The sequence below is a fragment of the Thalassococcus profundi genome, assembly GCF_003344785.1.
In the GTDB taxonomy this organism is placed as follows: domain Bacteria; phylum Pseudomonadota; class Alphaproteobacteria; order Rhodobacterales; family Rhodobacteraceae; genus Puniceibacterium; species Puniceibacterium profundi.
Map to the genome: position 1 here is coordinate 22,004 of NZ_QPMK01000014.1, position 24,954 is coordinate 46,957.

General features: G+C 66.2%; 24 protein-coding genes. 12 read left to right on the forward strand and 12 right to left on the reverse strand.

Going from position 1 to position 24,954, the window contains the following annotated elements; translation table 11 throughout:
• Window positions 1-144 carry a hypothetical protein gene (locus tag DU478_RS23160; protein ID WP_199488359.1) on the forward strand — a complete coding sequence of 48 codons (144 nt, stop codon included), beginning with the start codon at window positions 1-3 and terminating at the stop codon, window positions 142-144.
• Between the two features lie 46 nt (window positions 145-190).
• On the opposite strand, the gene DU478_RS15960 is transcribed toward DU478_RS23160, so the two are convergent.
• The 10 genes from DU478_RS15960 to glpD all read right to left on the reverse strand — a co-directional run bounded on the left by DU478_RS15960 (window position 191) and on the right by glpD (window position 11,366).
• Entirely contained in the window at window positions 191-1,327 is a 1,137-nt protein-coding gene (locus tag DU478_RS15960; protein WP_233501357.1) for an iron-containing alcohol dehydrogenase, read from the reverse strand.
• The gene (glpK, locus tag DU478_RS15965; protein ID WP_114511972.1) at window positions 1,324-2,811 is read right to left on the reverse strand and encodes a glycerol kinase GlpK; all 1,488 of its coding nucleotides are present in this window, start codon (window positions 2,809-2,811) and stop codon (window positions 1,324-1,326) included. The genes DU478_RS15960 and glpK overlap by 4 nt, the downstream gene beginning before the upstream one ends.
• Before the next feature lie 139 nt (window positions 2,812-2,950).
• A complete protein-coding gene (locus DU478_RS15970) occupies window positions 2,951-4,663 on the reverse strand; it encodes an ABC transporter substrate-binding protein (protein ID WP_114511973.1) in 1,713 nt (570 codons plus the stop codon).
• Window positions 4,664-4,732: 69 nt separating this feature from the next.
• Window positions 4,733-5,005: a DUF2160 domain-containing protein gene (locus DU478_RS15975; RefSeq protein WP_114511974.1), complete on the reverse strand. Its 273-nt coding sequence runs from the start codon at window positions 5,003-5,005 to the stop codon at window positions 4,733-4,735.
• A 67-nt stretch (window positions 5,006-5,072) separates the two neighbouring features.
• On the reverse strand, window positions 5,073-5,582 hold the full coding sequence (locus DU478_RS23350; RefSeq protein ID WP_233501359.1) for an SH3 domain-containing protein: 510 nt from the start codon (window positions 5,580-5,582) through the stop codon (window positions 5,073-5,075).
• Window positions 5,582-6,448 carry a carbohydrate ABC transporter permease gene (locus tag DU478_RS15985; protein WP_114511975.1) on the reverse strand — a complete coding sequence of 289 codons (867 nt, stop codon included), beginning with the start codon at window positions 6,446-6,448 and terminating at the stop codon, window positions 5,582-5,584. The genes DU478_RS23350 and DU478_RS15985 overlap by 1 nt, the downstream gene beginning before the upstream one ends.
• Before the next feature lies 1 nt (window position 6,449).
• Window positions 6,450-7,319, reverse strand: a complete 870-nt coding sequence (locus tag DU478_RS15990; protein ID WP_114511976.1) for a carbohydrate ABC transporter permease — start codon at window positions 7,317-7,319, stop codon at window positions 6,450-6,452.
• A gap of 211 nt (window positions 7,320-7,530) precedes the next feature.
• Window positions 7,531-8,625: an ABC transporter ATP-binding protein gene (locus DU478_RS15995; protein WP_114511977.1), complete on the reverse strand. Its 1,095-nt coding sequence runs from the start codon at window positions 8,623-8,625 to the stop codon at window positions 7,531-7,533.
• A gap of 9 nt (window positions 8,626-8,634) precedes the next feature.
• Window positions 8,635-9,723: an ABC transporter ATP-binding protein gene (locus tag DU478_RS16000; RefSeq protein ID WP_114511978.1), complete on the reverse strand. Its 1,089-nt coding sequence runs from the start codon at window positions 9,721-9,723 to the stop codon at window positions 8,635-8,637.
• A 32-nt stretch (window positions 9,724-9,755) separates the two neighbouring features.
• Window positions 9,756-11,366 carry a glycerol-3-phosphate dehydrogenase gene (glpD, locus tag DU478_RS16005; protein WP_114511979.1) on the reverse strand — a complete coding sequence of 537 codons (1,611 nt, stop codon included), beginning with the start codon at window positions 11,364-11,366 and terminating at the stop codon, window positions 9,756-9,758.
• A 287-nt stretch (window positions 11,367-11,653) separates the two neighbouring features.
• On the opposite strand from glpD, the gene DU478_RS16010 reads away from it, so the two are divergent.
• Window positions 11,654-12,421 carry a DeoR/GlpR family DNA-binding transcription regulator gene (locus DU478_RS16010; RefSeq protein WP_114511980.1) on the forward strand — a complete coding sequence of 256 codons (768 nt, stop codon included), beginning with the start codon at window positions 11,654-11,656 and terminating at the stop codon, window positions 12,419-12,421.
• A 10-nt stretch (window positions 12,422-12,431) separates the two neighbouring features.
• Here DU478_RS16010 and DU478_RS16015 read toward each other — a convergent pair whose 3' ends face one another.
• Window positions 12,432-13,136: a DUF1028 domain-containing protein gene (locus DU478_RS16015; protein ID WP_114511981.1), complete on the reverse strand. Its 705-nt coding sequence runs from the start codon at window positions 13,134-13,136 to the stop codon at window positions 12,432-12,434.
• A 104-nt stretch (window positions 13,137-13,240) separates the two neighbouring features.
• Between DU478_RS16015 and DU478_RS16020 the strand changes: the two genes are divergently transcribed.
• From DU478_RS16020 to DU478_RS16035, 4 genes are all read left to right on the forward strand, one after another.
• Complete coding sequence (locus DU478_RS16020; RefSeq protein WP_114511982.1) at window positions 13,241-14,824, forward strand: ABC transporter substrate-binding protein; 1,584 nt, start codon at window positions 13,241-13,243, stop codon at window positions 14,822-14,824.
• Window positions 14,825-14,945: 121 nt separating this feature from the next.
• A complete protein-coding gene (locus DU478_RS16025; protein ID WP_114511983.1) occupies window positions 14,946-15,893 on the forward strand; it encodes an ABC transporter permease in 948 nt (315 codons plus the stop codon).
• On the forward strand, window positions 15,890-17,773 hold the full coding sequence (locus DU478_RS16030; protein ID WP_114511984.1) for a dipeptide/oligopeptide/nickel ABC transporter permease/ATP-binding protein: 1,884 nt from the start codon (window positions 15,890-15,892) through the stop codon (window positions 17,771-17,773). The genes DU478_RS16025 and DU478_RS16030 overlap by 4 nt, the downstream gene beginning before the upstream one ends.
• Window positions 17,770-18,729 carry an oligopeptide/dipeptide ABC transporter ATP-binding protein gene (locus DU478_RS16035; RefSeq protein WP_114511985.1) on the forward strand — a complete coding sequence of 320 codons (960 nt, stop codon included), beginning with the start codon at window positions 17,770-17,772 and terminating at the stop codon, window positions 18,727-18,729. The genes DU478_RS16030 and DU478_RS16035 overlap by 4 nt, the downstream gene beginning before the upstream one ends.
• Window positions 18,730-18,791: 62 nt before the next feature.
• On the opposite strand, the gene DU478_RS16040 is transcribed toward DU478_RS16035, so the two are convergent.
• Entirely contained in the window at window positions 18,792-19,253 is a 462-nt protein-coding gene (locus tag DU478_RS16040; protein WP_114511986.1) for an Lrp/AsnC family transcriptional regulator, read from the reverse strand.
• A 146-nt stretch (window positions 19,254-19,399) separates the two neighbouring features.
• Here DU478_RS16040 and cysG point away from each other — a divergent pair, with 146 nt between their 5' ends.
• The 6 genes from cysG (at window position 19,400) to DU478_RS16070 (ending at window position 24,914) form a co-directional block, all read left to right on the forward strand.
• Window positions 19,400-20,794 (forward strand): siroheme synthase CysG, encoded by a 1,395-nt coding sequence (gene cysG / locus DU478_RS16045; RefSeq protein WP_114511987.1) that lies wholly within the window; start codon window positions 19,400-19,402, stop codon window positions 20,792-20,794.
• A complete protein-coding gene (locus tag DU478_RS16050; RefSeq protein ID WP_114511988.1) occupies window positions 20,794-21,093 on the forward strand; it encodes a DUF2849 domain-containing protein in 300 nt (99 codons plus the stop codon). The genes cysG and DU478_RS16050 overlap by 1 nt, the downstream gene beginning before the upstream one ends.
• A gap of 79 nt (window positions 21,094-21,172) precedes the next feature.
• Window positions 21,173-22,843, forward strand: coding sequence for a nitrite/sulfite reductase (locus DU478_RS16055; RefSeq protein ID WP_114511989.1), 1,671 nt, complete (start codon window positions 21,173-21,175; stop codon window positions 22,841-22,843).
• Window positions 22,833-23,630, forward strand: a complete 798-nt coding sequence (locus DU478_RS16060; protein ID WP_114511990.1) for a phosphoadenylyl-sulfate reductase — start codon at window positions 22,833-22,835, stop codon at window positions 23,628-23,630. Before DU478_RS16055 ends, DU478_RS16060 begins: the two co-directional genes overlap by 11 nt.
• Window positions 23,627-23,995, forward strand: a complete 369-nt coding sequence (locus DU478_RS16065; protein WP_114511991.1) for a DUF934 domain-containing protein — start codon at window positions 23,627-23,629, stop codon at window positions 23,993-23,995. The genes DU478_RS16060 and DU478_RS16065 overlap by 4 nt, the downstream gene beginning before the upstream one ends.
• Before the next feature lie 70 nt (window positions 23,996-24,065).
• A complete protein-coding gene (locus tag DU478_RS16070; RefSeq protein WP_114511992.1) occupies window positions 24,066-24,914 on the forward strand; it encodes a ferredoxin--NADP reductase in 849 nt (282 codons plus the stop codon).
• Window positions 24,915-24,954: the final 40 nt, after the last annotated feature.

Genomic DNA, 24,954 nt, shown 5'->3' on the forward strand with positions numbered 1-24,954 from the left:
ATGAAAGCCATGCTTTTGGGATTTGTCGCGGTCGGCGTGATCGCATTCGGCGCCAACATTGCGCTGGAAGAGATGGGCTTCGGCGCTGCGGACGTGACGGCCAGCAAGAGCAACGTGCGGCTGGGGGATGCGGATACCGAGTGACGCGGGCCGTGCTCCGTAGAACGCGCCAAGGTGGCCGCGCGCGCTCTTAGTTTGCCGCGTCAAGCACGCCGTGCAGGGCCGCGTCGCTCAGCGTGACCGGGTTGCCCTTCATCGACGACGCGCCCCGCGCTTCGGCGACGACTTGCGAAGGGTTACCCAGCCCCTGTCCCATCTCCGCAAGGCGCGGCAGGCCCGCCGCGTCGATCCAATGCTCCAGACTGTCGAAGGCCGCATCGGGCGTGCAGCCGAAGGCCTGCGCGATCCAGCCCTGCACCTCGGCAATGCGCAGCGGCACGGCGCCCGCCGCGTGGTTCGCGCGCAGCACCGGCACCAGCATCCGACCGCAGATGGCCCCGTGTGCCGCCCCGGTGCGCCCACCGAGTACGCCGGCAAAGCCATGCACCGCGCCCAGACCCGCGTTGGCCAGCGCGATGCCGCCGTAAAGGCTGCAAAGCGCCATGTCGTCCCGTGCGCCCGTATCCTCTTCCTGCATGAGCGCCCGGAGCGCGCGCAGCCCGCGCGGGATCGCGTCGCGGCACAAGAGGTCTGTCAGGGCGTTGGCTTTGCACGAAAGATACGGCTCGATCACCTGCGTCACCGCGTCGAGGCCGGAGGCCAGCGTCACATCGCGCGGGCAGCCATCGGTCAGGGACGGGTCTACCAGCGCAAGGTCCGCGAGCATCCGGGCATCGCGCAGGCTGACCTTGCGGCCCGCGTCCGGCACGCCGATGACCGCGTTCTTGGTCGCCTCGGCCCCGGTACCGGCGGTGGTTGGCACGGCGACGAAGGGCAGCGGGGCGGCGGACAGCGGTTTGCCTGCGCCCACGCCTTCAAGGTGATCCAGCACCGCGCCCTGCCCCGGAGCCAGCGCCGCAAGCGCCTTGGCGAGGTCGATCACCGCGCCGCCGCCGAGACCCACCACCACGTCGGGCGCAAAGGCGCGCGCCTCGCGCAGGCGGTCCTCCAGCAGCGGCAGGTCCGGTTCTCCGGCGCCGTAAAGCACCGCGACCTCGGCGCCCAGTCCTTCCAGCGCGGCGACAAGCGTATCGGCCCATCGTGCCGACCCGCCGCGCACAAGAAGTACACGTGCCCCCAAGGCGCGGACCTCTGCCGCCAGACTGTCGCGCGCGTCGCGGCCAAAGACGACGCGGCGCGGGGTCTGCAGTGAAAAACCCAGCGTCAAAACGCCATCGTCGCCTGCACCGCCCTCTGCCAGGCGGCGTACCGTTCGGCGCGTTTGTCCTCGGCCATGTCGGGCTCGAAATTCCGGTCGAGCGCCCAGCCGCGGGCGAACTCTTCCATATCCGGGTAGATGCCCGCCCGCTGTCCGGCGAGCCAGGCCACACCCAGCGCCGTGGTTTCCAGCACCTTCGGGCGGTCCACCGGCGCGCCGATGATGTCCGACAGGAACTGCATGGCATAATCGCTCGCGGACATGCCGCCATCGACGCGCAGCACCTGGTCGCCGCCGTCGGGCGTCCAGTCTGCATGCATCGCCTCGAGCAGGTCGCGGGTCTGGAACCCCACCGATTGCAGCGCCGCCCTGGCGAACTCGGCGGGACCGGAATTGCGCGTGAGCCCGAAGATCGCGCCGCGGCATTCGGCGTTCCAGTAGGGCGCGCCGAGGCCGGTGAAGGCCGGGACCAGAACGACGTTCTGGTTGGCATCGGCGGTTTCCGCGAGCGGCTGCGTCTCCTTGGCCTCGCGGATGATCTTGAGCCCGTCGCGCAGCCATTGCACCACGGCACCCGCGATGAAGATCGAGCCTTCGAGCGCATAGGTCGGTTTGCCGTCGAACTGATAGGCTATGGTGGTGAGCAAGCGGTTCTTGCTGCGCACCGGCGTGTCGCCCGTGTTGAGCAGCGCGAAACAGCCCGTGCCATAGGTGGATTTCAACATTCCGGGCTGGAAGCACGCCTGGCCCAGAGTCGCCGCCTGCTGGTCGCCCGCGACGCCCAGGATCGGGATCTCGCGGCCGAAGAGGTCGGGCCGGGTCATGCCGAAATCGGCGGCGGTGTCCTTGACCTCTGGCAGCATCTCCATCGGGATGTCGAAAAGATCGCAGATCGTCTTGGACCAGCGGCCCTTGCGGATGTCGTAAAGCAGCGTGCGCGCGGCGTTGGTGGCATCGGTCACATGCTCGGCCCCGCCCGTGAGCTTCCAGATCAGGTAGCTGTCCACCGTGCCGAACAGCAGCTTTCCGGCCTTCGCCTTCTCGCGCGCCCCTTCGACGTGATCGAGGATCCACTTGAGTTTGGTCCCAGAAAAATACGGGTCGAGCAGCAGGCCGGTGCGGTCGGTGAACATCTCTTCATGGCCCTGCTCGCGCAGATCGGCGCAGATGGACGCGGTGCGGCGGTCCTGCCAGACGATGGCGCGATGCACGGCCTGCCCGGTCTCGGCATCCCAGACCACGGTGGTTTCGCGCTGGTTGGTGATGCCGATGCCGGCGATGTCCTCGGCCCGGATGCTGGCGCGTTCGATCACCTGGCGGCAGGTGCCGGCGGTGGTGGACCACAGGTCCGACACCTCGTGTTCGACCCAGCCGCTGTCGGGATAGTGCTGTTCGAACTCTTCCTGCGCGATGGCCGTAACCTTCATCGCCTCGTCAAAGAGGATCGCACGGCTAGATGTGGTGCCCTGATCGATGGCGAGAATATAGCGCATGGCCTCGTCCCTTTGCTGTCCGTCTTCTGCAAAAGGGATCGCGCGGGTCCGGTCCCTTTGGCAGAAAACGCGCCGTGGCGTCAGCTAAACATGAAAAGGCCGGAGCCCCAAGAGGGAGGCTCCGGCCGCTGTCGTCAGATCAGTTCCAGGAGGCGATCAGCTCGTCGTAGGAGACGGTCTGAGGCTCTTCTTCCTCGTTCTCCAGAGCCGGCTTCGGCGCACCCGGCTGGTCGAGCCAGTACTGCGCATCCTGCTCTTCGTTGAGGACCGGACCCAGGTCACCCTGCACGCCGGCACGCTCGAGACGCTCCATCACGCTCTCCATGTCTTCGCAAAGCTGGTCCAGAGCGGCCTGCGTGGTCTTGGCACCGGACATGGCATCGCCGATGTTCTGCCACCACAGCTGCGCCAGCTTCGGATAGTCCGGAACGTTGGTGCCGGTCGGCGACCACTGCGTCCGTGCGGGCGAGCGGTAGAACTCGACCAGGCCGCCGAGGCGCGGCGCGCGCTCGGTGAAGTGCTCGGACTGGATCGTCGATTCACGGATGAAGGTCAGGCCCACGTCCGATTTCTTCACGTCGACGGTCTTGGAGGTCACGAACTGCGCATAGAGCCAGGCGGCCTTGGCGCGGTCCATCGGGGTGGAGTCGAGGATCGTCCAGGAGCCCACGTCCTGATAGCCGACCTTCATGCCCTCTTCCCAGTAGGCGCCGTGCGGGCTGGGGGCCATGCGCCACTTGGGCGTGCCGTCCTCGTTCATCACCGGCAGATCAGGCGTCACGGTCGCCGCGGTAAAGGCGGTGTACCAGAACATCTGCTGCGCGATGTTGCCCTGACCCGGGATCGGGCCGGCCTCGGAGAAGGTCATGCCGGCTGCCGACGGCGGCGAGTACTTCTGCAGCCACTCGATCGCCTTGTCGACCGCGTAGACGGCTGCGGGCGAGTTCGTGGCACCGCCACGATCGACACATGCGCCGACGGGCTGGCTGTTCTCGTTGACGCGGATGCCCCACTCGTCGACCGGCAGGCCGTTGGGTTCACCGACGTCGCCCATGCCAGCCATGGACATCCACGCGTCCGTGTAGCGCCAGCCAAGCGACGGGTCCTTCTTGCCGTAGTCCATGTTGCCATAGACTTCGCCCTCGACACCCAGGTGCGACAGGTCGCGGCCGGTGAAGAACTCGGCGATGTCCTCGTAGGCGGACCAGTTCACCGGAACGCCCAGTTCGTAGCCGTAGGCTTCCTGGAAATCGGCCTTGTTCTTCTCGTCGTTGAACCAGTCATAGCGGAACCAGTAGAGGTTCGCGAACTGCTGGTCGGGCAGCTGGTAGAGGTTGCCATCGGGGCCGGTGGTGAACTCGGTGCCGATGAAATCCTCGAGGTCCAGCGTCGGCGAGGTCACGTCCGAGCCTTCGCCCGACATCCACTCCGTCAGGTTGACCGCCTGGCCATAGCGCCAGTGCGTGCCGATCAGGTCGGAATCGTTGACGAAGGCGTCATAGACGTTCTGTCCCGACTGCATCTGCACCTGCAGACGCTCGACCACGTCGCCTTCGCCGATGAGGTCGTGGTTGACGGTGATGCCGGTGATCGCGGTGAACGCGGGCGCCAGCACCTGGCTTTCGTATTCATGGGTGGTGATCGTTTCCGACACCACGTTGATCTCCATGCCCTGGAAAGGCTCCGCGGCATCGATGAACCACTGCATCTCGGCTTCCTGCTCTTCCCGGGTCAGGGTCGAGACATCGCCGATTTCGCTGTCAAGGAACGACTGCGCGGCCTCCATGTCAGCGAAGGCGGGGCCGGCCAGGACCAGCAGCGCCGCGGTTGTGGATTTGAGGTTGAGGTTCATTAGGTTCCTCCCGTTATTGAACCGTTTTGCAGTATCCGAGATCTCCTCGCGCCCCGGATGCGCCGTGATCTAGACGTAGCGGAACACCGCCACGGCGTAGACCAGGCAGACGAGCAGCGCGAAAGGTTGGTTCGCGCCGACGATCCCGAGCCAGGCCAGATTGATGAAGGCCGAGCCCAGAAGGGTGATGAAGAGGCGGTCGCCCCTTGTCGTTTCGATCCGAAGGATGCCCGTGCGGGGCGTCTCGGGAAATTTGATCGCCAGCACCGTGAAGGTGACGAGCAGCAGCGCGATCACCGCGAAGAAGGCCGCCGTGGGCCATGTCCATGCCATCCATGCCATCAGTGTGTTCCCCTCTTGCTGGCGGCGCCCTGAGGTGCCGGTCTATTCGTTGCGAACCCGCGATCGGTCACGGGATCATCTCGCACCATCCGGTGTGGAACCAGCCGGTCTGCTGCAGGCGCCGTCCGTCCTTGTTGATGCTCTCGGCGTAGCACCATTTGCCGCGGCACTTGCGGGTGTCGATGGGCATCGAGTCGCCGTTGCGTACGCGCAGGATCTCCGAATAGTTCGACCCCGGCCCGCTGCGGATCGACAGGAAGCCGTCGCCGTTGGGATCGAGGTGCCGCATGATGCAGGCGGCTTCCCAAGGCTCGGCGGCCTGGGCGTGGGCGTCCGTGGCGGCGACCCCAGCGAAAAGCACCGGTGCCAACGCAAAGGCAAACGCTGTGAACGCCCCGCGCAGCCCTCCCGCCCGGCCAAAGCCGGGCAGCGACCGACCTCCCCCCGGAGGTCGCTTTGGCGATTTGGCGCGCAGAATGGTCGACGGCGCTGCTTTGGGGTGATGACGCGGGCCGTAGGACGCACCAGCGCCCTCCAGGTCGGTCGCCGCCCGGCTTTGGTTTCGGAAAAGTTCCATCACACCCTCCCCAGGGCAAAGCCCTTCGCGATGTAGTTGCGCACGAAATAGATCACCAAGGCGCCCGGCACGATGGTCAGCACCCCCGCGGCGGCCAGCACGCCCCAGTCGACGCCGGCGGCACCCACGGTACGGGTCATGGTGGCGGCGATGGGCTTTGCGTCGACCGAGGTCAGCGTGCGCGACAGCAGCAGCTCGACCCAGGAGAACATGAAGCAGAAGAACGCCGCCACGCCGATGCCGGAGGCCACCAGCGGCATGAAGATCTTCACGAAGAACCGCCCGAAGCTGTAGCCGTCGAGGTAGGCGGTCTCGTCGATCTCTTTCGGCACGCCACGCATGAAGCCTTCGAGGATCCAGACCGCCAACGGCACGTTGAAGAGGCAATGCGCCAGCGCCACGGCGATATGCGTGTCGAAGAGGCCCACCGACGAATAAAGCTGGAAGAACGGCAGCGCGAAGACCGCCGGCGGCGCCATCCGGTTGGTCAGCAGCCAGAAGAACAGGTGCTTGTCGCCCATGAAGCTGTAGCGCGAGAAGGCATAGGCGGCGGGCAGCGCGACCGAGATCGAGATCACCGTGTTGATCAGCACATAGATGAGCGAATTCACATAGCCCATGTACCAGCTCGCATCGGTCAGAATGGTTGCGTAGTTTTCGAGCGTCAGGTTGCGCGGCCAGAGCGAGAAGGCGCCGAGGATCTCGGTGTTCGTCTTCAGGCTCATGTTCAGCAGCCAGTAGATCGGCAGCATCAGGAACAGCAGGTAGAGCGTCATCACGATGACCGAGCCCTTGACCTTGAAGCGCTTCTTGGTGCCTTCGGCGGTCAGGTTGCCGGGGATCGCGGTGGTGGTTGCGTCGGTCATCTCAGCTCTCCCGTTTGTCGAGGTTGACCATCACCGTGTAGAACACCCAGGAGATCAGCAGGATCACGAGGAAGTACATCAGGCTGAAGGCGGCGGCGGGGCCAAGGTCGAACTGTCCCAAAGCCATCTTGACGAGGTCGATGGACAGGAAGGTGGTGGCGTTGCCCGGTCCGCCGCCGGTGACGACGAAGGGCTCGGTATAGATCATGAAACTGTCCATGAAGCGCAGCAGGATCGCGATCATCAGCACGCCCATCATCTTCGGCAGCTCGATGAAGCGGAACACGGCCCAGCGGCTGGCCTGGTCGATCTTGGCGGCCTGGTAATAGGCGTCTGGGATGGATTGCAGCCCGGCATAGGCCAGCAGCGCCACCAGCGAGGTCCAGTGCCAGACGTCCATGACGATGAGCGTGGTCCAGGCGGCAAAGAAATCCTGAGTGTAATTATAGCTGATCCCTAGCGCATCCAGCGTATAGCCCAGCAGGCCGATGTCGACGCGGCCGAAGATCTGCCAGATCGTGCCGACCACGTTCCACGGGATCAGCAGCGGCAGCGACATGACGACAAGGCAGAAGCTGGCCCAGAAGCCTTTCTTGGGCATGTTGAGCGCCACGAAGATGCCCAGCGGCACTTCGATCGCGAGGATGATCGCGGAAAAGATCATCTGCCGCTGCAATGCGTCCCACATGCGTTCGGATTCGAGCAGGTCTTCGAACCAGGCAAGGCCGGCCCAGAAGAACTGGTTGTTCCCGAAGGTGTCCTGCACCGAGTAGTTCACCACGGTCATCAGCGGTATGACGGCGGAGAAGGCCACCAGCAGCAGCACCGGCAGAACCAGGAACCAGGCCTTTTGATTGACGGTCTTGTCCATTACGCGGCCTCCCTCTGATCCGTTTGTCTTGGCATTTGCGACCGTCCCGCCCGGCCCCGGCCGGACAGCGACCGACCTCCCCCCGGAGGTCGCTTTGGCGATGCCGCGCGCAGAACGACAGGCGGCGATGCTTCAAAGTCGGTAGGATGGCCAAGGGGTGCGCTTGCGACCTCCAGGTCGGCCGCTGCCCGGCCTGTGCTGAGACCCATCATCACGCGGCCTCCCCCTTGCGTGCCCCGTGCGGCGCCACGCGCCAGTCGTCGGCATAGACGTTCACATGGGCGGGGTCGAAGGTGACGCGGGTCATGTCGGCGCTGACCTCCTGCCCTTCCTCGGCGATGATGTTGACATCATGGCCTTCGAAACGCGCGCGGACGATCTTGTGACGGCCCACGTCCTCGATCCGGTTGATCTTGACCGGCAGACCCTCGTCGCGGGTGAGCGTGCAGAATTCGGGCCGCACGCCGATCTCGACCTTCTTGCCAGAGACCGCGTAGCCCGCGCCCAGCGGCACCGCTTGGCCCTCGACATGGGCGGTGGTGCCGTCGACCTGCGCGGGCAGCACGTTCATGCCGGGCGAGCCGATGAAATAGCCCACGAAGGTATGCGCCGGCGTCTCGAACAGCTCTTCGGGGGTGCCGATCTGCACGACGCGGCCGTCGTACATCACCACCACCTTGTCGGCGAAGGTCAGCGCCTCGGTCTGGTCGTGGGTCACGTAGATCATCGTGTGGCCGAAATCGTGGTGCAGTTTCTTGAGCTGCGTGCGCAATTCCCACTTCATGTGCGGGTCAATCACGGTCAGCGGCTCGTCGAACAAGAGCGCGTTGACGTCCTCGCGGACCATCCCGCGGCCAAGGCTGATTTTCTGCTTGGCATCCGCCGTAAGACCGCGGCACTTGCGGTCCAGCGTCGCCTCCATGCCGATCATCTGGCCGATCTGCTGCACGCGCTCGGCGATGTATTTCGGATCCTCGCCGCGGTTCTTGAGCGGAAAGGCGAGGTTCTGGCGCACGGTCATGGTGTCGTAGACCACCGGGAACTGGAACACCTGCGCGATGTTGCGCTGCGTCGTCGTGGTTTGCGTGACATCCTTGCCGTCGAACAGGATGCGTCCCTGAGATGGGTGAAGAAGACCCGATATGATATTGAGAAGCGTGGATTTTCCGCACCCCGAGGACCCAAGCAGCGCATAGGCTTCGCCGTCCACCCAGTCGTGGTTCAGCTCCTTGAGGGCATAGTCATCCTCGGAGCCGGGGTTCGGCATGTAGGAATGCGCGAGGTTGTCGAGCGTGATCTTGGCCATGGTTCCCCCTCAAGCCGCGAGCGCGTAGGAGGCCGGCGCCACCAGGCTGCCATCCTCGTCGAAAATGTAGACATGCTTCGGGTCCAGGTAGACGGTCAACGCTTCGCCGATCGTCAGCTTGTGAACCCCGTGGAACAGCCCCACCCAGCGCGCGCCGTCGTGGTTCAGGTGCACGAAGGTTTCGGAGCCGGTCAGCTCGGTCACCACCAGCTCTGCCGAAAAGGCCATCGCTTCGCCGGAATGCTTGTTGATTTCCAGATGGTTGGGGCGGAACCCTGCGGTATAGGTGCCGTCCTGAAGCTGGGCCAGCTTGCCCGCCGCCGGGGCGTTCTGCCCATCGCCGAAATGCAGCGCATCGCCGCGCTTGGTCATCTGCAGGAAATTCATCGGCGGGTCGGAAAACACCCGCGCCGTGGTGGCGTCGACCGGCTGGCGGTAGACCTGCGGCGTCGGGCCGAACTGCGTCACCCGGCCCTGCCAGAGCGTCGCGGTGTTGCCGCCCAGAAGCAGCGCCTCTTCGGGTTCGGTGGTGGCGTAGACAAAGATGCTGCCCGCCTCTTCGAAGATCTTGGGGATCTCGATCCGCAGCTCCTCGCGCAGCTTGTAATCGAGGTTGGCCAGCGGCTCGTCCAGCAGCACCAGCCCCGCATCCTTGACCAGCGCCCGCGCCAGCGCGCAGCGCTGCTGCTGACCGCCGGACAGTTCCAGCGGCTTGCGCTCCAGCATCGGCGTCAGCTTCATCAGGTCGGCGGACTTGCGCACGGCCGCGTCGATCTCGTCGCGCGACTTGCCCATGATGCGCATGGGCGAGGCGATGTTGTCGTAGACGGTCATCGAGGGATAGTTGATGAACTGCTGGTAGACCATGGCGACCTTGCGGTCCTGCACCCGCATCCCGGTCACGTCCTCGCCCTGCCAGAAGATCTTGCCGGTGTTGGGGACATCCAGCCCGGCCATCAGCCGCATCAGGGACGTCTTGCCCGCGGTCGTCGGCCCCAGCAGCACGTTCATCGTGCCCTTGTCCAGCGTCAGATCGGTCGGGTGGATATGCGTCTGCCCGCCCACCACTTTGGACACACCTCGAAGCTCGAGTGTCATCGTTCCCCTCCCTTTGCCCGGGTCGGCGCCGCTTATTCGGCGGCTTCCTTGCGGGTTTGGTGCCGTTTGTCCGACATCCAGTTATCCAGTTTCGCGATCTCGTCCGTGCTTAGACGCAGACCCAGTTTGTTGCGGCGCCAGACCACGTCCGCCGCGGTGCAGGCGAATTCACGGTCCATCAGCCAGTTTATTTCCCGCGCCGTCAAGGTTGCCCCGAAGGCGTCGCCCAGGTCGGCTTCGGTCCTGGCGTCGCCCAGAACGTCCCAGGCCTCTGTCCCGTAGGCGCGCACCAGGCGGCGCGCCCAGAATTGCGAGAGGAAGCCGTAGTCCTTGCCCAGCTTCTCGACCAGCCCGTCGAAGTCGCGGACCTTGAAGTCGCCGCCGGGCAGTGGCACGCCAGCGGTCCAATGGTCCGATGTGCCCGGAAAGAACGGCACGATCTTGTCCAGCGCTCCTTCGGCCAGCTTGCGGTAGGTGGTGATCTTGCCGCCGAAGACGTTGAGCACCGGCGCGCCGCCATCATCCTCGACCTTGAGCGTATAATCCCGCGTCGCCGCCGTGGCGCTGCTGGCGCCGTCATCGTAGAGCGGGCGCACACCGGAATAGGACCAGACCACGTCTTCGGTCGTCACCGGCTTTTCGAAATACTGCGAGGCGAAGGCGCAAAGGTAATCGCGCTCTTCCGGGGTGCAGACGGGGCGCTTGTCGGGGTCGCTGTGTTCGGCATCGGTGGTGCCGATCAGGGTGAAGTCTGTCTCGTAGGGGATCGCGAATATGATCCGGCCGTCTTCGCCCTGGAAGAAATAGCACTTGTCGTGATCGTAGAGCTTTTTCGTCACGATATGGCTGCCGCGCACCAGCCGCACGCCTTCGCGCGAATTGATGCGGATCTTGGTCTGGATGATGTCGCCGACCCAAGGCCCGCCCGCGTTGACCAGCATCCTGGCCTTGTGTGTCGCCTGCGCGCCCGTGTCGACGTCTTCGGTCACGATCTCCCAGTGATCATCGACGCGCGCCGCCGACACGACCTTGGTGCGGGTGCGGATCGTGGCGCCGCGGATCGCCGCATCGCGGGCATTCAGCACGGTGAGGCGCGAATCCTCGATCCAGCAATCGGAATATTCGTAGGCCTGGGTGAACTTGTTCTTGATCGGCGCCCCCTCGGGCCCCTTGCGCAGATCGACCGTCTTGGTGCCCGGCAAGATCTCGCGCCCGCCCAGGTTGTCATACATGAAAAGCCCTAGCCGGATCAGCCAGGCCGGGCGGCGCCCCTTCATCCAGGGCATGACGGTGTTCAGAAGCTTCGACGTCGGCGTCGAATTTTCGAACCGCATGTCCTTGTGATAGGGCAGGACGAAACGCAGCGGCCAGGAGATGTGCGGCATCGCCTTGAGCAGTACCTCGCGTTCGACCAGCGCCTTGCGGACAAGATTGATCTCGAAATACTCGAGATAGCGCAGCCCGCCGTGGAAAAGCTTGGTCGAAGCGGAAGACGTGGCCGAGGCCAGGTCGTTCATCTCTGCCAGCGTAACGCTCAGGCCGCGGCCCGCGGCGTCACGCGCGATGCCGGCACCGTTGATGCCCCCGCCGATGATGAACAGGTCGACGGTGTCGGTCGTGTGGTCGGTCCGGGTCGTAGACATGGCCCCCTCCCGTGGACGATGTTCGCCGATATACTGTTGCGTTCCGCGCGAAAAGGAAAGTCAAAAATTTTCGATTTTTTTCCTTTTATTTTTTCTTAAATGAGTCAGAGGGTTAGGGAACGCTTCACTGTGATGTGCCGGCTCGATAGGCAACACTTCGGGCGTGCTTGCGCAGGATTTGTGCGGAATCGACACAGGAAACCGAAAATGTGTCTGCCCTCTCGCCAAAGCGCGCATTTTCGCGCTAAAACGAAAACACATACCGTCTTGTGGCCCGGGGAGGAGCCATGTCCCAGACGTTTCGCTTGCCGGAAATACTCGAAATTGCCCGGAAAGAAGGCAAGGTCACCGTCGAGTCGCTGGCCGACCGTTTCGGCGTCACCCTTCAGACCATCCGCCGCGATCTGACCGAGCTGGCCGATGCCGGACGGCTGGAACGTGTGCACGGTGGCGCCGTGCTGCCGTCGGGCACCAGCAACATCGACTACGAGGAGCGCCGGTCGCTCAATGCCGCCGCCAAGGCCGCCATCGCCCGCGCCTGCGTGGCCGAGATCCCCGAGGATGCGTCGCTGTTCCTGAACATCGGCACCAGCACCGAGGCCGTGGCGCAGGCGCTGCGTGGCCACGAGAACCTGCTGGTGGTCACCAACAACATGAACGTGGCCTATATCCTCAACACTAACCCCGCCTGCCGCACGGTCGTGACCGGCGGTACGCTGCGCCGCTCGGACGGCGGACTGATCGGGAATCTGGCCACCGACACGATCCAGCAGTTCCGTTTCGACATCGCCGTGGTCGGCTGCTCGGCGCTGGACGAAGGCGGTGAGATGCTGGATTTCGACATAGAAGAGGTCGGCGTCAGCCAGGCGATCATCGACCGGTCGCGCAAGGTCTTTCTTGTGGCGGACAATTCGAAATTCCTGCGCTCGGCGCCGGTGCGGATCGCGTCGCTGTCGGACGTGGACACGGTCTTCACCGACGCACCCCTGCCGCCGCGCCTGGCGGCATTGTGCAAGGACTGGGGTACCCGGGTGGTGGTCTGCCCGGCGGTCTGAAGCGGCCCGCTCAGGGCTGGGCGCGGGCGATGATCTCGGGCACGTCCTCGGCACTGTCGGGTGCCCGGTGCGGATCGTCCAGTGTTGGCACCTCGCGTGTCCACCCGACATAGGGCTGCGCCTGCGATCGGTCGTAAAGCGCGCGCAAGGCCAATAGCGGCGCGTCCGCGTAGTCGATGCGCAGGCTCAGCGGCGCCTGCCCCCGCCCCACGCAAAGAAGCGCCGCAGAGGCCAGCCCGCGCGTGTCGCCGCCCGCGACAGCCGCCGCATCGAGCGCCGCCAGCAGCCGCTCCGCCAAGGGTCCGGTCGCGGCGAGATAGCCCTGCATGCACGCCTCGAGAACCGCCTCCGACAACAGCATGTTGCCCGCAACCACGATGCCTGTCGCGGTGCGCGCCGAGGCCGCGGGCACGCTTTGCGCGCCGGTGAAATGGCCGATGCCGCCGTGCATGTCGAGCGCGCTCAGCTGGCGGAATTCCTTGCCGCTGTCGGGCCCGGTCACGTGAACGACGGCCTCGGACGCGCTGGCGCCGCCGCGCATCCGCCCCAGCACGGCCCGCCCCCACAGCGTGCTGGGCGCCGTGCCCTGCGACGCCGACAGCCCCGATTCGGCATCGCCGCGCAGCACCCAGCCGCCGACGCACAGGCTGCCGGTGGCCGCGGCCCCGCCGTAAGTGCCTGTTTCGGGATCATATGCGAGGATCGAGATGGTCATGCAGGGGCCTTTTCCGCTTTCGGCTGGAATTTATCATGACAAATCGCGCGCAGCGTATTTATCATGATAATTAATGACAGGATCAACAGGAGAGGTAAATCCCGATGGCTCTTAAGCAATGGACCCGCCGCGCGGCGCTGATCGCGGCGCTGGCCGCTACCACCGGCCTGACCGCGCTTGCCCCCGCCCCCGCCACCGCGCAGACGCCGCCAGGCGTGCTGATCGTCGGGCAGATCGCCGAGCCCAAGGCGCTGGACCCGGCGGCGGTGACGGCGGTCAACGATTTCCGCATCCTGATGAACTTGTATGACGGCCTGGTGCGCTACAAGGACGGCACGCTCGAGGTCGAACCGGCGCTCGCCACCGAGTGGCAGATCTCCGAGGACGGCACCGAATACACGTTTACCCTGCGCGAGGGCGTGACCTTTCACGACGGCAGTGCCTTCGACGCCGAAGCGGTGAAGTTCAACTTCGACCGGATGCTGAACGAGGATCACCCCTATCACGACACCGGACCCTTCCCGCTCGCCTTCTTCTTCTCGGCGGTCGAGGAGGTGACGGTCGTGGACCCGCAGACGGTCAAGTTCACGCTCAACGCGCCCTACGCGCCGTTCCTGTCGAACCTCGCCTATCCCACCGGCCTGATCGTGTCGCCCGCGGCGGTGGAACAGCACGGCGCGGATTTCGGCCGCAACCCGTCGGGCACCGGCGCCTTCACCTTCGCCGAATGGCGCAGCAACGAAGCGGTGGTGGTCGAGGCCAACCCCGACTACTGGGACGGCGCGCCGGACCTGCAGGCGGTGGTCTTCCGCCCGATCACCGACGCCAACACCCGCACCGCCGAGATGCTGGCGGGCGGCATCGACCTGATGGTCGAGGTGCCCCCGGTGTCGCTGTCGGAATTCCAAGGCGACGGCTACACCCTGCACGAACAGGCCGGCCCGCACGTCTGGTTCCTGATCCTCAACGCCAAGGAAGGCCCGTTCGCGGAAAAGGCCGTGCGCCAGGCAGCGAACTACGCGGTGAACAAGACGGCGCTGGTCGAGAACGTACTGGAAGGCACGGCCGAGGTCGCCGCGGGCCCCACGCCCCCGGCCTTTGCCTGGGCCTACAACGAAAGCCTGGAGCCCTACCCCTACGATCCCGACAAGGCCCGCGACCTGCTGGCCGAGGCCGGGATGGAAGCGCCCGAGGTCACCTTCTACGTCACCGAAGGCGGGTCCGGCATGCTCGACCCCATCGCCATGGGCACCGCGATCCAGGCCGACCTCGAAGCCGTGGGGTTCGACGTCAGCATCGAGACCTACGAATGGAACACCTTTCTGGGCAACGTGAACCCGGGCCTCGAGGGCAAGGCCGACATGGCCGAGATGGCCTGGATGACCAACGATCCGGACACCCTGCCCTACCTCGCCCTGCGTACCGACGCCTGGCCCGACGCGGGCGGGTTCAACTCGGGCTACTACTCCAACCCCGAGGTCGACCGCCTGCTCGAAGAGGCGCGCGTGGCGACGGATCAGGACACCCGTGCGGAGCTTTACAAGGAGATGCAGGAGATCGTGCAGGAGGACGCGCCCTGGGTCTTCGTCGCCAACTGGAAGCAGAACGCGGTGACCAGCGACCGGGTCGAGAATTTTACCCTGCAGCCGTCGTTCTTCCTGCTGCTGGACGACGTGGTGAAGAACTGAGGCCAAGACGCCTGCCGCCCCCGGCAGGCCGTCTTCCGGGCGCGGCGCCTCCCCCCGCGCCCGGAATTTTCGAAAATTCCGTTCCGATTTCCTGCAGGAAATCGCCGCCAGGAGGCAGACCTTGGGACGCTACATCGTCAAACGCCTGATCTCGGCCATTCCCGTGCTCTTCGGCATCACGCTGATCGTCTTTCTCATCATGGCGATGATCCCCGGCGATCCGGCCACGGCGATCCTCGGCAGCTATGCCACGCCCGAGAACGTCGCCAAGCTCAACCGCGACCTCGGGCTCGATGCGCCGCTCTGGCAGCGCTATTTCATATGGCTCGGCAACATGCTCACGGGCGATTTCGGGCAAAGCTTCGCGCTCAACCGTCCCGTCCTCGACGAGGTGCTGGAGCGGTTCCAGGCGACGCTGATCCTCGCCGGCACCGCCTTTGTCCTCTGTTCGGTCTTCGGCATCATCGCCGGCGTGATCTCGGCGGCGAACCAGTACGGCTTTGCGGACAAGGCAATCACCTTCGTGGTGCTGCTGGGCATCTCGATCCCGTCCTTTTTCCTCGGCATGATGATGATCCTGTGGTTTTCGGTAAACCTGCGCTGGTTCCCGGTCTCGGGCATGTGGCCGATCTACGGCGACCGCGACCTTGGCGCGCTGCTGTCGCACCTCACCCTGCCCGCCATCGCGCTCGCCGTGGTCGCCACCGGCGTCGTCGCGCGGCTGTCGCGCTCCGCCATGCTCGAGGTGCTGCGGCAGGACTACATCCGCACAGCGCGGGCCAAGGGGGTGCACGAACGCGGGGTGATCTGGCGCCATGCCCTGCGCGCGGCGATGGTGTCGATCATCCCGGTGCTGGGCATCCAGGCGGGATTCGTGCTGTCGGGGGCGGTCTATATCGAGATCGTGTTCCAGTGGCCGGGCGTGGGCCGGATGCTGGTCGATGCGATCCTGACCCGCGATATCCTGCTGGTGCAGGGCGGCGTGGTCTTCGTCGCTGCTTGCTACGTGCTCTTCAACATCGCGGTGGACGTGGCGCAAAGCCTGCTCGACCCGAGGATCAAGACATGACGGCCTTCCTGACCCTGCTGGCGCGCAACCGGCTGGCGCTGGCCGGGCTGGTGGTGATGACCGTGGTCGTGGTGCTGGCGCTGATCACGCCGCTCTTGCCTCTGGCCGATCCGGACGTGACCGACACTGGAAACCGCTTCGTGCCGCCGCTATCGCCCGGCGCGTGGCTCGGCACCGACCACCTGGGCCGCGACCTGCTGAGCCGCCTGCTCTGGGGCACGCGGCTGAGCCTCGCGGTGGGCTTCGCCGCCGCCGTCGCCGCCGCCACCATCGGTGCGGCCATCGGCATGATCGCGGGGTTCTACGGCGGGCGCGTCGACAATATCATCATGCGTGCCGTCGACATGCTCATGGCCTTTCCCTACATCCTGCTGGCCCTGGCGATAGTCGCGGCCCTGGGGCCGGGGCTGATCAACGCGCTGATTGCCGTCGCCGCCGTGAACGTGCCCTTCTTCGCCCGCAACATCCGCGGCATCACCGTGGGCATCGCCAACAAGGAATTCGTCGATGCGGCGCGGCTTTCGGGCCTGTCAAATGCCCGCATCATCCTGACCGAGGTGCTGCCCAACGTGGTGCCGGTGATCGTCATCGCCATGTCGACCACCATCGGCTGGATGATCCTCGAGACCGCCGGCCTGTCCTTCCTCGGCCTCGGGTCGCAGCCGCCGCAGGCGGACCTGGGCTCGATGCTGGGCGAGGCGCGCTCTGCGCTCATCACCAATCCGCACACCTCCGTGGTGCCGGGTCTGATGATCCTGGTGATCGTCATGGCGATCAACCTGCTGGGCGACGGGGTGCGCGATGCGCTCGATCCGCGGCTCAAATCCGGTGCGCTGAGCCGACCCATGGCCGCCACCCGCGTCGACCGCCGCAGCCCGGTTCCACCCGCGCAGGACGCGGCCGCCGTTCTGGACATCGCCGGCTTGCAGACCCAGTTCCACATCAAGGACCGCGTCTACCGCGCCGTCGGCGGGGTCAGCCTGTCGGTGAAACCCGGCGAATGCCTTGGCATCATCGGCGAGTCGGGCTCCGGCAAATCCGTAACCGCGCTGTCGATCATGGGGCTCGTCGCCTCGCCCCCCGGTGTCATCACCGGCGGCGCCGCGCGGCTGCACGGAGACGACCTCATCGGAATGCCCTACCGGCAGTTGCGCGACCTGCGCGGGCGGGCGGTGTCCTACATCTTCCAGGACCCGCAGGCGACTCTGCACCCGCTTTATACCGTCGGCGACCAGCTGATCGAGGCGATCCGGGCACACCGACCGATCTCGGTCAAGGCGGGCCGCGCCCGCGCGGTCGAGCTGCTCAAGGCGGTGCGCATCCCCAATGCCGCCAGCCGTATCGGCAACTACCCGCACGAGATGTCGGGCGGCATGCGCCAGCGCGTCGGCATCGCCATGGCGCTGGCCAACGAACCCCAGATCATCATCGCCGACGAGCCCACCACCGCGCTCGACGTCACCGTGCAGGCGCAGATCCTGGCGCTGCTGGACGACCTGCGCAGGTCGCGGGGGCTGGCCATCGTTTTCATCACCCACGATTTCGGCGTCGTCGGCCAGCTCTGCGACCGTGTCGCGGTGATGTACGCGGGCAAGATTGTCGAAGCCGGCCCGACCCGCGCCGTGCTCGACGCGCCGATGCACCCCTATACGGCACGGCTCATCGACTGCGTGCCGGAACTGGGCGGCGGCAAACGGCGGCTCGAGGCCATTCCCGGCCTGCCGCCGGTGGTCGACAAGCTGCCCCACGGCTGCGCCTTCGCCGACCGCTGCGACCGGGTGCAGGGGCTGTGCCGGGCCGGAACCGTCGCGCTCGAACACACCGGTAACCGCGCGGTGCGCTGCCATTTCCCCGTCAACGAAAGGCAGGCCGCCGAATGACCGCCGCGCTGAAACTCGTGAATCTCTCCAAGACCTTCGACATCGGCGGCGGGTTCTTCTCGGCTCCCAGGGCCGGCGTGCGCGCGGTGCATCCCACCGACCTCACCGTCGCCGCCGGAGAGACGCTGGGCATTGTCGGGGAATCGGGCTGCGGCAAATCCACCCTGGCACGAATGCTGGTGGGGCTGCTGCCACCCACCACCGGCACGATCGAGATCGAGGGCGCGGCGCTCGACACCGCCGATCCGGCGGTCTTCGGCAAACGCATCCAGTACGTGTTCCAAGACCCGATCAGTTCGCTCAACCCGCGCAAAACCATTCGCCAGATCATGGAGGCGCCGCTGAAGCGTCTGCATGGCATGGGCCGGGCCGACCGCGCCGCGCGCATCTCCGAGATTTTCGCCAGCGTGAACCTGCGCGAGGAATTCCTCGACCGCTATCCGCACGAGTTTTCCGGCGGACAGGCGCAGCGCATCGGCATCGCCCGGGCGCTGGCGGCAGCGGCGCGCATCCTGATCCTCGACGAGCCGGTGTCGGCGCTCGACGTGTCGGTGCAGGCGCAGGTGCTGAACCTTCTGGCCGACCTCAAGCGCGACTTCGGCCTGACCTACCTGTTCATCACGCACGATCTGTCGGTGGTCGAGGCGGTGAGCGACCGCATCGCGGTGCTCTACTTCGGCTCTGTAGTGGAACTGGGCCGGGCCGAGGACATCTTCCGCGCGCCGATGCATCCGTATACGAAGCTTCTGGCCGACAGCGCCCCGGTGGTTGGCCGCGCGCTCACGGCCCCCGAAGGCGGCGAGACGGAGCTGCCGGACCCGCTGAACCCACCCTCGGGCTGCGCCTTCCGCGCCCGTTGCCCCCGGGCCACGGCCCTCTGTGCCAGCGCCCCGCCGCCTCTGCAGGCGCGGGCCGACGGGCGCGAGGTGGCCTGCTATCACCCGCTGGACGGCTGAAGCGGGCACCGGAAAACACGTGTTTTCCGGTCCGAAATTCCCGAGAATTTCGGCGCCCCGCGTCAGAGCGGCAGCGCGGTCGTCGACTTGATCTCCTCCATCGACAGCAGCGCCGTCACGTTGTGCACCCGCACCTCCGAAATCAGCGCCTGGTAGAAGGCGTCGTAGGCGCGCGCGTTCTTGACCCGGACCTTGAGGATATAGTCGATGTCGCCCGCAAGCCGGTGCGCCTCCTGCACCTCCGGGCGTTCCTGCAAAGCCTTGAGAAAGGCGCGCTGCCAGGCCGCCTCGTGTTCGCTGGTGCGGATCAGGACGAAGAAACAGGCCTCGAATCCCAGCGCCTCGGCATCCAGCGCCACCGTCTGCGCGCCGATCACCCCGGCCTCGCGCAATTTGCGGATGCGGTTCCAGACCGGCGTCTTCGACGACCCCACGGCCTTGGCGATATCGTCCAGCGACCGGCTGGCATCCTGTTGCAGCTCCGCAAGGATTTTCCGGTCCACCTCGTCTATCCGCACCATTATTCCGCCTTTCCCGTTCCGGCGGAACCCATCGTCCGCACCTCGCCGCCATTTAGAACAAGTGTCCTTGTTTTTTCAATCCCCTAGCCAAAAACCGGGACAGAATTCTATATCTTACCCCAAGCGACAACAGCGCCGGAGGCCGCCACATGCAACATTTCCCCATCTTCGTCGCCCTCGCCGGACGGCGCGTGGTGCTGTCGGGCGGTGGCGAGGCGGCGCTGGCCAAGCTGCGGCTGCTGCTCAAGACCGAAGCGCATCTGACCGTGATCAGCCCGGACCCGGCCCCCGAGATCGACGCCTGGGAAGCCGCCGGAAAGGTGCAGGTCATCCGCCGTCCGATGGAACCCGGCGACGCCACCTGCGCCGTGCTGTTCTACGCCGCCGACGAGGACGCCGCCGAAGATGCCCGCACGACGCAGCTCGCGCGGGCCGACGGGGCGCTGACCAACATCGTCGACAACCTGGGCGACAGCCAGTTCATCACCCCCGCCATCGTCGACCGCGATCCGGTGACCGTCGCCATCGGCACCGAAGGTGCGGCCCCCGTGCTGGCGCGCCGGATCAAGGCCGATCTCGAGGAACGCCTGCCGACCGGCCTTGGAACGCTCGCGCGGATCGGCAAGGCCTTCCGCAAGGTCGCCGATGCCCTGCCCATGGGCCGCAAGCGCCGCGACTTCTGGGCAGAGTATTACTTCGACGCCGGCCCCCGCGCCCTGACCGAGGGCGAGGACAAGGTGCGCGAAACGCTGGACGCGCTTCTGACGCGGCACCTCGACACCTCCGAAAAGCCCGGCCATGTGGCCTTTGTCGGCGCGGGCCCCGGCGATCCGGAACTGCTGACGCTCAAGGCGCGCAAGGCGCTCGACACCGCCGACGTGGTGATCCACGACCGGCTCATCAGCCCCGAGATCCTCGAACTCGCCCGCCGCGAGGCGCTGATGATCGACGCCGGCAAGGAAGGCTTCGGCCCCTCCATGTCCCAGGGCGACATCAACGCGCTGATCGTCGAACACGCGCAGGCCGGCGCGCAGGTCGTGCGGCTCAAATCCGGCGACTGCACCGTCTTCGGCCGGCTCGACGAGGAAATCGACGCCTGCACGGACGCCGGCGTCACATGGCACATCGTGCCCGGCATCACCTCGGCATCCGCCGCCGTCGCCACCATCGGCCAGAGCCTGACACGGAGGGACCGCAACGGATCGGTGCGATTTCTCACCGGACACGACATGAAGGGCTTTGCCGATCACGACTGGAAGACGCTGGCCCGCCCCGGCGAGGTCGCGGCGATCTACATGGGCAAGAAGGCCAGCCGCTTCATTCAGGGCCGCCTGATGATGCACGGCGCCGATCCGGCGACGCCGGTGACGGTGATCGAGAACGCCTCGCGCCCCGATCAGCGCGTGGTTGCCACACGCCTGTCGCAACTGCCTGCCACACTGACCGAAGCGGCGCTGACCGGCCCCGCCCTGCTGCTTTACGGCCTGGCTCCGCGCGCCGCGCAGACAGCACTCGACACCCTTTCGGAACAGGAGTTTGCCTGATGCCCCGTGACTTCACCCCCAAGGTCGTGACCGCCAACGCGCTGCTCGAAGGCGACGTGGTCTATCTCGACGACAACGGCAACTGGACCCGCGACCTGGCCCGCGCCGCGGTCATCACCGACGAGGCCGATGCGCAGGTCCGCCTGCTCGACGCCTCCTCGCGGCCCGCAGAGGCGGTGGGCGCCTATCTCGCCGACGTGAAGCCTGGCCCCAACGGCCCCGAGCCGGTGCATTTCCGCGAGGAGTTCCGCCGCACCGGCCCGTCGAACCACTGCCACGGCAAGCAGGCGGATCTCTGATCCCCGACCTTCCGACGAACGATCGCGCCCGGTCCCGCCGCCGCAGGCCGGACCGGGCGCCCACAGAAAGGACCGGACGATGTACAGCTATTCCGATTTCGACGCCGCCTTCGTGGCCGAGCGCAACCGCCAGTTCCGCGCCCAGGTCGAGCGCCGCATCGACGGATCGCTCACCGAGGACGAGTTCAAGCCGCTGCGCCTGATGAACGGGCTCTACCTGCAGCTGCACGCCTACATGCTGCGCGTGGCCGTGCCCTACGGTACGCTGTCGGCAGCCCAGATGCGGCAGCTCGCCTACATCGCCGAACGCTGGGACAAGGGTTACGGCCATTTCACCACGCGTCAGAACATCCAGTTCAACTGGCCGCAGCTGCGCGACGTGCCGGACATGCTCGACGCGCTGGCCGAGGTGCAGATGCACGCCATCCAGACCTCCGGCAACACCATCCGCAACGTCACCGCCGACCACTTCTCGGGCGCCGCCGCCGACGAGGTCGCGGATCCGCGCCCGGTGGCCGAGCTCATCCGCCAGTGGTCCACCGACCATCCGGAATTCCAGTTCCTGCCGCGCAAGTTCAAGATCGCCGTGACCGGCTCGCAAGCCGACCGCGCGGTGATCCGCGCCCATGACATCGGGCTGCGGGTGCTCGAACGGAACGGGGAACAAGGCTACGAGGTGATCGTCGGCGGCGGTCTGGGCCGCACCCCGATGATCGGCAAGACCCTGACGGAGTTTCTGCCCAAGGCCGACCTGCTGCCCTATCTCGAGGCCATCGTGTCGGTCTGGAACCTGCTCGGGCGCCGCGACAACAAGTTCAAGGCCCGGATCAAGATCACCGTGCACGAGAACGGCATCGACGAAATCCGCCGGCTGGTGGACGACCGGTTCGCCGAGACGCGCACGGCCTTCTCGGGCGTCGACCAGGAGATGCTGCGCGCCATCGAGGCGCAGTTCGCCGCCCCCGCCTTCAAGCAGTCCGGCACCGAGGCGTACGATACGGCCTACGACGCCGATCCAGTCTTCCGCTCCTGGGCCGACACCAACCTGACCGCGCATCGCGCCGACGGGTATGCCATCGTGCAGATCAGTCTCAAGGCCCACGGCGCGACGCCGGGCGATGCCTCGGCCGAGCAGATGCGCGTCATGGCGGACCTCGCCGAGCAATACGCCCACGGCGAGCTGCGCGTCAGCCACGAGCAGAACATCGTCCTGCCGCATGTGCACAAATCCGACCTGCCGCAGATCCACGCGGTCCTGCAGCAGCATGGTCTTGCCACCGCCAATATCGGCCTGATCTCGGACATCATCGCCTGCCCCGGCATGGACTACTGCGCCCTGGCGACCGCCCGCTCGATCCCTATCGCCCAGCAGATCGCCACGCGCTTCGACGACCTCAAGCGCGAACACGAGATCGGCGATCTCAAGATCAAGATCTCGGGCTGCATCAACGCCTGCGGCCATCACCACGTGGGCCACATCGGCATCCTCGGTCTCGACCGCGCGGGCGTGGAGAACTACCAGATCACGCTGGGCGGCGATCACACCGAGAACGCCGCGCTGGGTCAGCGCACCGGTCCGGGCTTTCCGGCCGAAGAGATCGTGGGCGCGGTGGAAACCATCGTCGACACCTATCTCGACATCCGCACCAGTGCCGAAGAGACCTTCATCGAGACCTTCCGCCGCACCGGCATGGCGCCCTTCAAGGCCGCGCTCTACCCGGAAAAAGAGGAAAAACGCGATGCGGCCTGAACGCATCCTGGCCCACGAGGACGCTCAGCCGGGCGGACCGCGTGCGCCGGACCTCACCGCACTGCGCGCCCGCGTCGCAGCGCTCAACGCCCGCTACCGCAACCACGGGGCGACGGCGGTGCTGCGCGGCGCCCTGCGCGACCCGGAAGCCGGCCGCATCGCCATGGTGTCGAGCTTCGGCGCCGAATCCGTGGCGCTGCTGCACCTCGTCGCCATGGTCGACAACCGCACGCCGGTGCTCTTCATCGACACCCGGATGCTTTTTGCCGAAACCCTTGTCTACCAGGCCGAGGTGGCCGAGCGTCTGGGGCTGCGCGACGTCCGCATCCTGCAGGCGCCCCAGGACCTGTTGGCCGAAAAGGACCCCTACGGCGCGCTGAAGTTCTCCGACCCGGACGCCTGCTGCACCTTGCGCAAGACCGTGCCGCTGGAACGCGCCCTGCAGGGCTTCGACGGCTGGATCACCGGGCGCAAGCGCTACCAGTCAGGCACCCGCGCCAGCCTCGACTTCTTCGAACTCGAAGAGGCGACGGGCCGGATCAAGGTCAACCCGATGGCGCATTGGGCACCCGAGGACGTGCGCGCCTACATGGAGGAAAACCGCCTGCCCCGGCACCCGCTGGTGGCGCAGGGCTTTCCCTCCATCGGCTGCGCCCCCTGCACCAGCAAGGTCGCGCCGGGAGAAGACCCGCGGGCGGGCCGCTGGCGCGGTCAGGACAAGAACGAATGCGGCATCCACTTTCTGGATGGACAGGCCGCGCGACAGAAAAAAGGAGAGACCGCATGAGCGTGATCGTGACCGACAGCGGCTTCGGCCCCGACGATTTCACCGGCGAGATCCTCGATCTCGCCTCCGACACCGCGCCCGAGGCGCTGGAGGCCGGGACGAACGCCGATCTGGTGCGCATCGACTTCCCCAGCTCCGCAGATGGCCGCGGCTTCACCCTGGCCCGGCTCCTGCGCCTGCGCGGCTACCGGGGCCGCCTGCGCGCCCGCGGTCACGTGATCGCGGATCAGTATGCCATGGCCCGGCGCGCCGGTTTCGACGAGGTGGAAATTTCCGACGATCTGGCCGCCCGCCAACCGCAGGACCAGTGGATGTTCCGCGCCGACTGGCAGGCCCATGACTATCAGTCGCGGCTGCGCGGCTGATCCGGGCCTTTCCACATCCTTCCGAATTCCCTAAGACAGAGGCCGCGGGCCGCGCCCGCGATGACACCACATGACCGAGCAACGCCCCGTGCAAGACGCCAAAGCCATCAAAGTTCCCGCCCTGCCCGATGCGCAGACCGTGACCGAGGTGAAACACTGGACCGACCGGCTGTTCTCCTTCCGCTGCACGCGGCCCGCATCGCTGCGGTTCCGGTCGGGCGAATTCGTGATGATCGGCCTGATGGGCGACCCGGACCCCAAGACCGGCAAGCAGAAGCCGCTGCTGCGCGCCTATTCCATCGCCTCGCCGTCCTGGGACGACGAGCTTGAATTCTACTCGATCAAGGTGCCGGACGGCCCGCTCACCTCGCGGCTGCAGCACATCCAGCCCGGCGACGAGATCATCCTGCGCCCGAAACCCGTGGGCACGCTGGTGCACGACGCGCTGCTGCCGGGCAAGCGGCTCTGGCTCTTCGCCACCGGAACCGGCTTTGCGCCTTTCGCCTCCCTGCTGCGCGACCCGCAGACCTACGAGGATTACGACGAGGTCATCATCACCCACACCTGCCGCGAGGTCGGAGAGCTGACCTACGGCGCCGAGCTGATCGACAGCATCCGCAAGGACGAGATGCTGGGCGAACTCATCGGCGCCGACAAGCTGGCGCGGCTGCGCTACTACCCGACCACGACCCGCGAACCCAGCGCCAAGATGGGGCGGATCACCGATCTCATGCGCTCGGGCGAGGTTTACCGCGACCTCGGCGTGGAGCCGATCACCCCCGAGCACGACCGCGCCATGGTCTGCGGCAACCTCGCCTTCAACCTCGAGATCAAGCAGTTGCTGGAAAGCTACGGACTCGAGGAAGGCGCCAATTCCGCGCCGGCGCAATACGTGGTGGAAAAGGCCTTCCTAGACTGATCCACCGCACCGACGAATGCAAGAACGCCGCGCCCCGGGA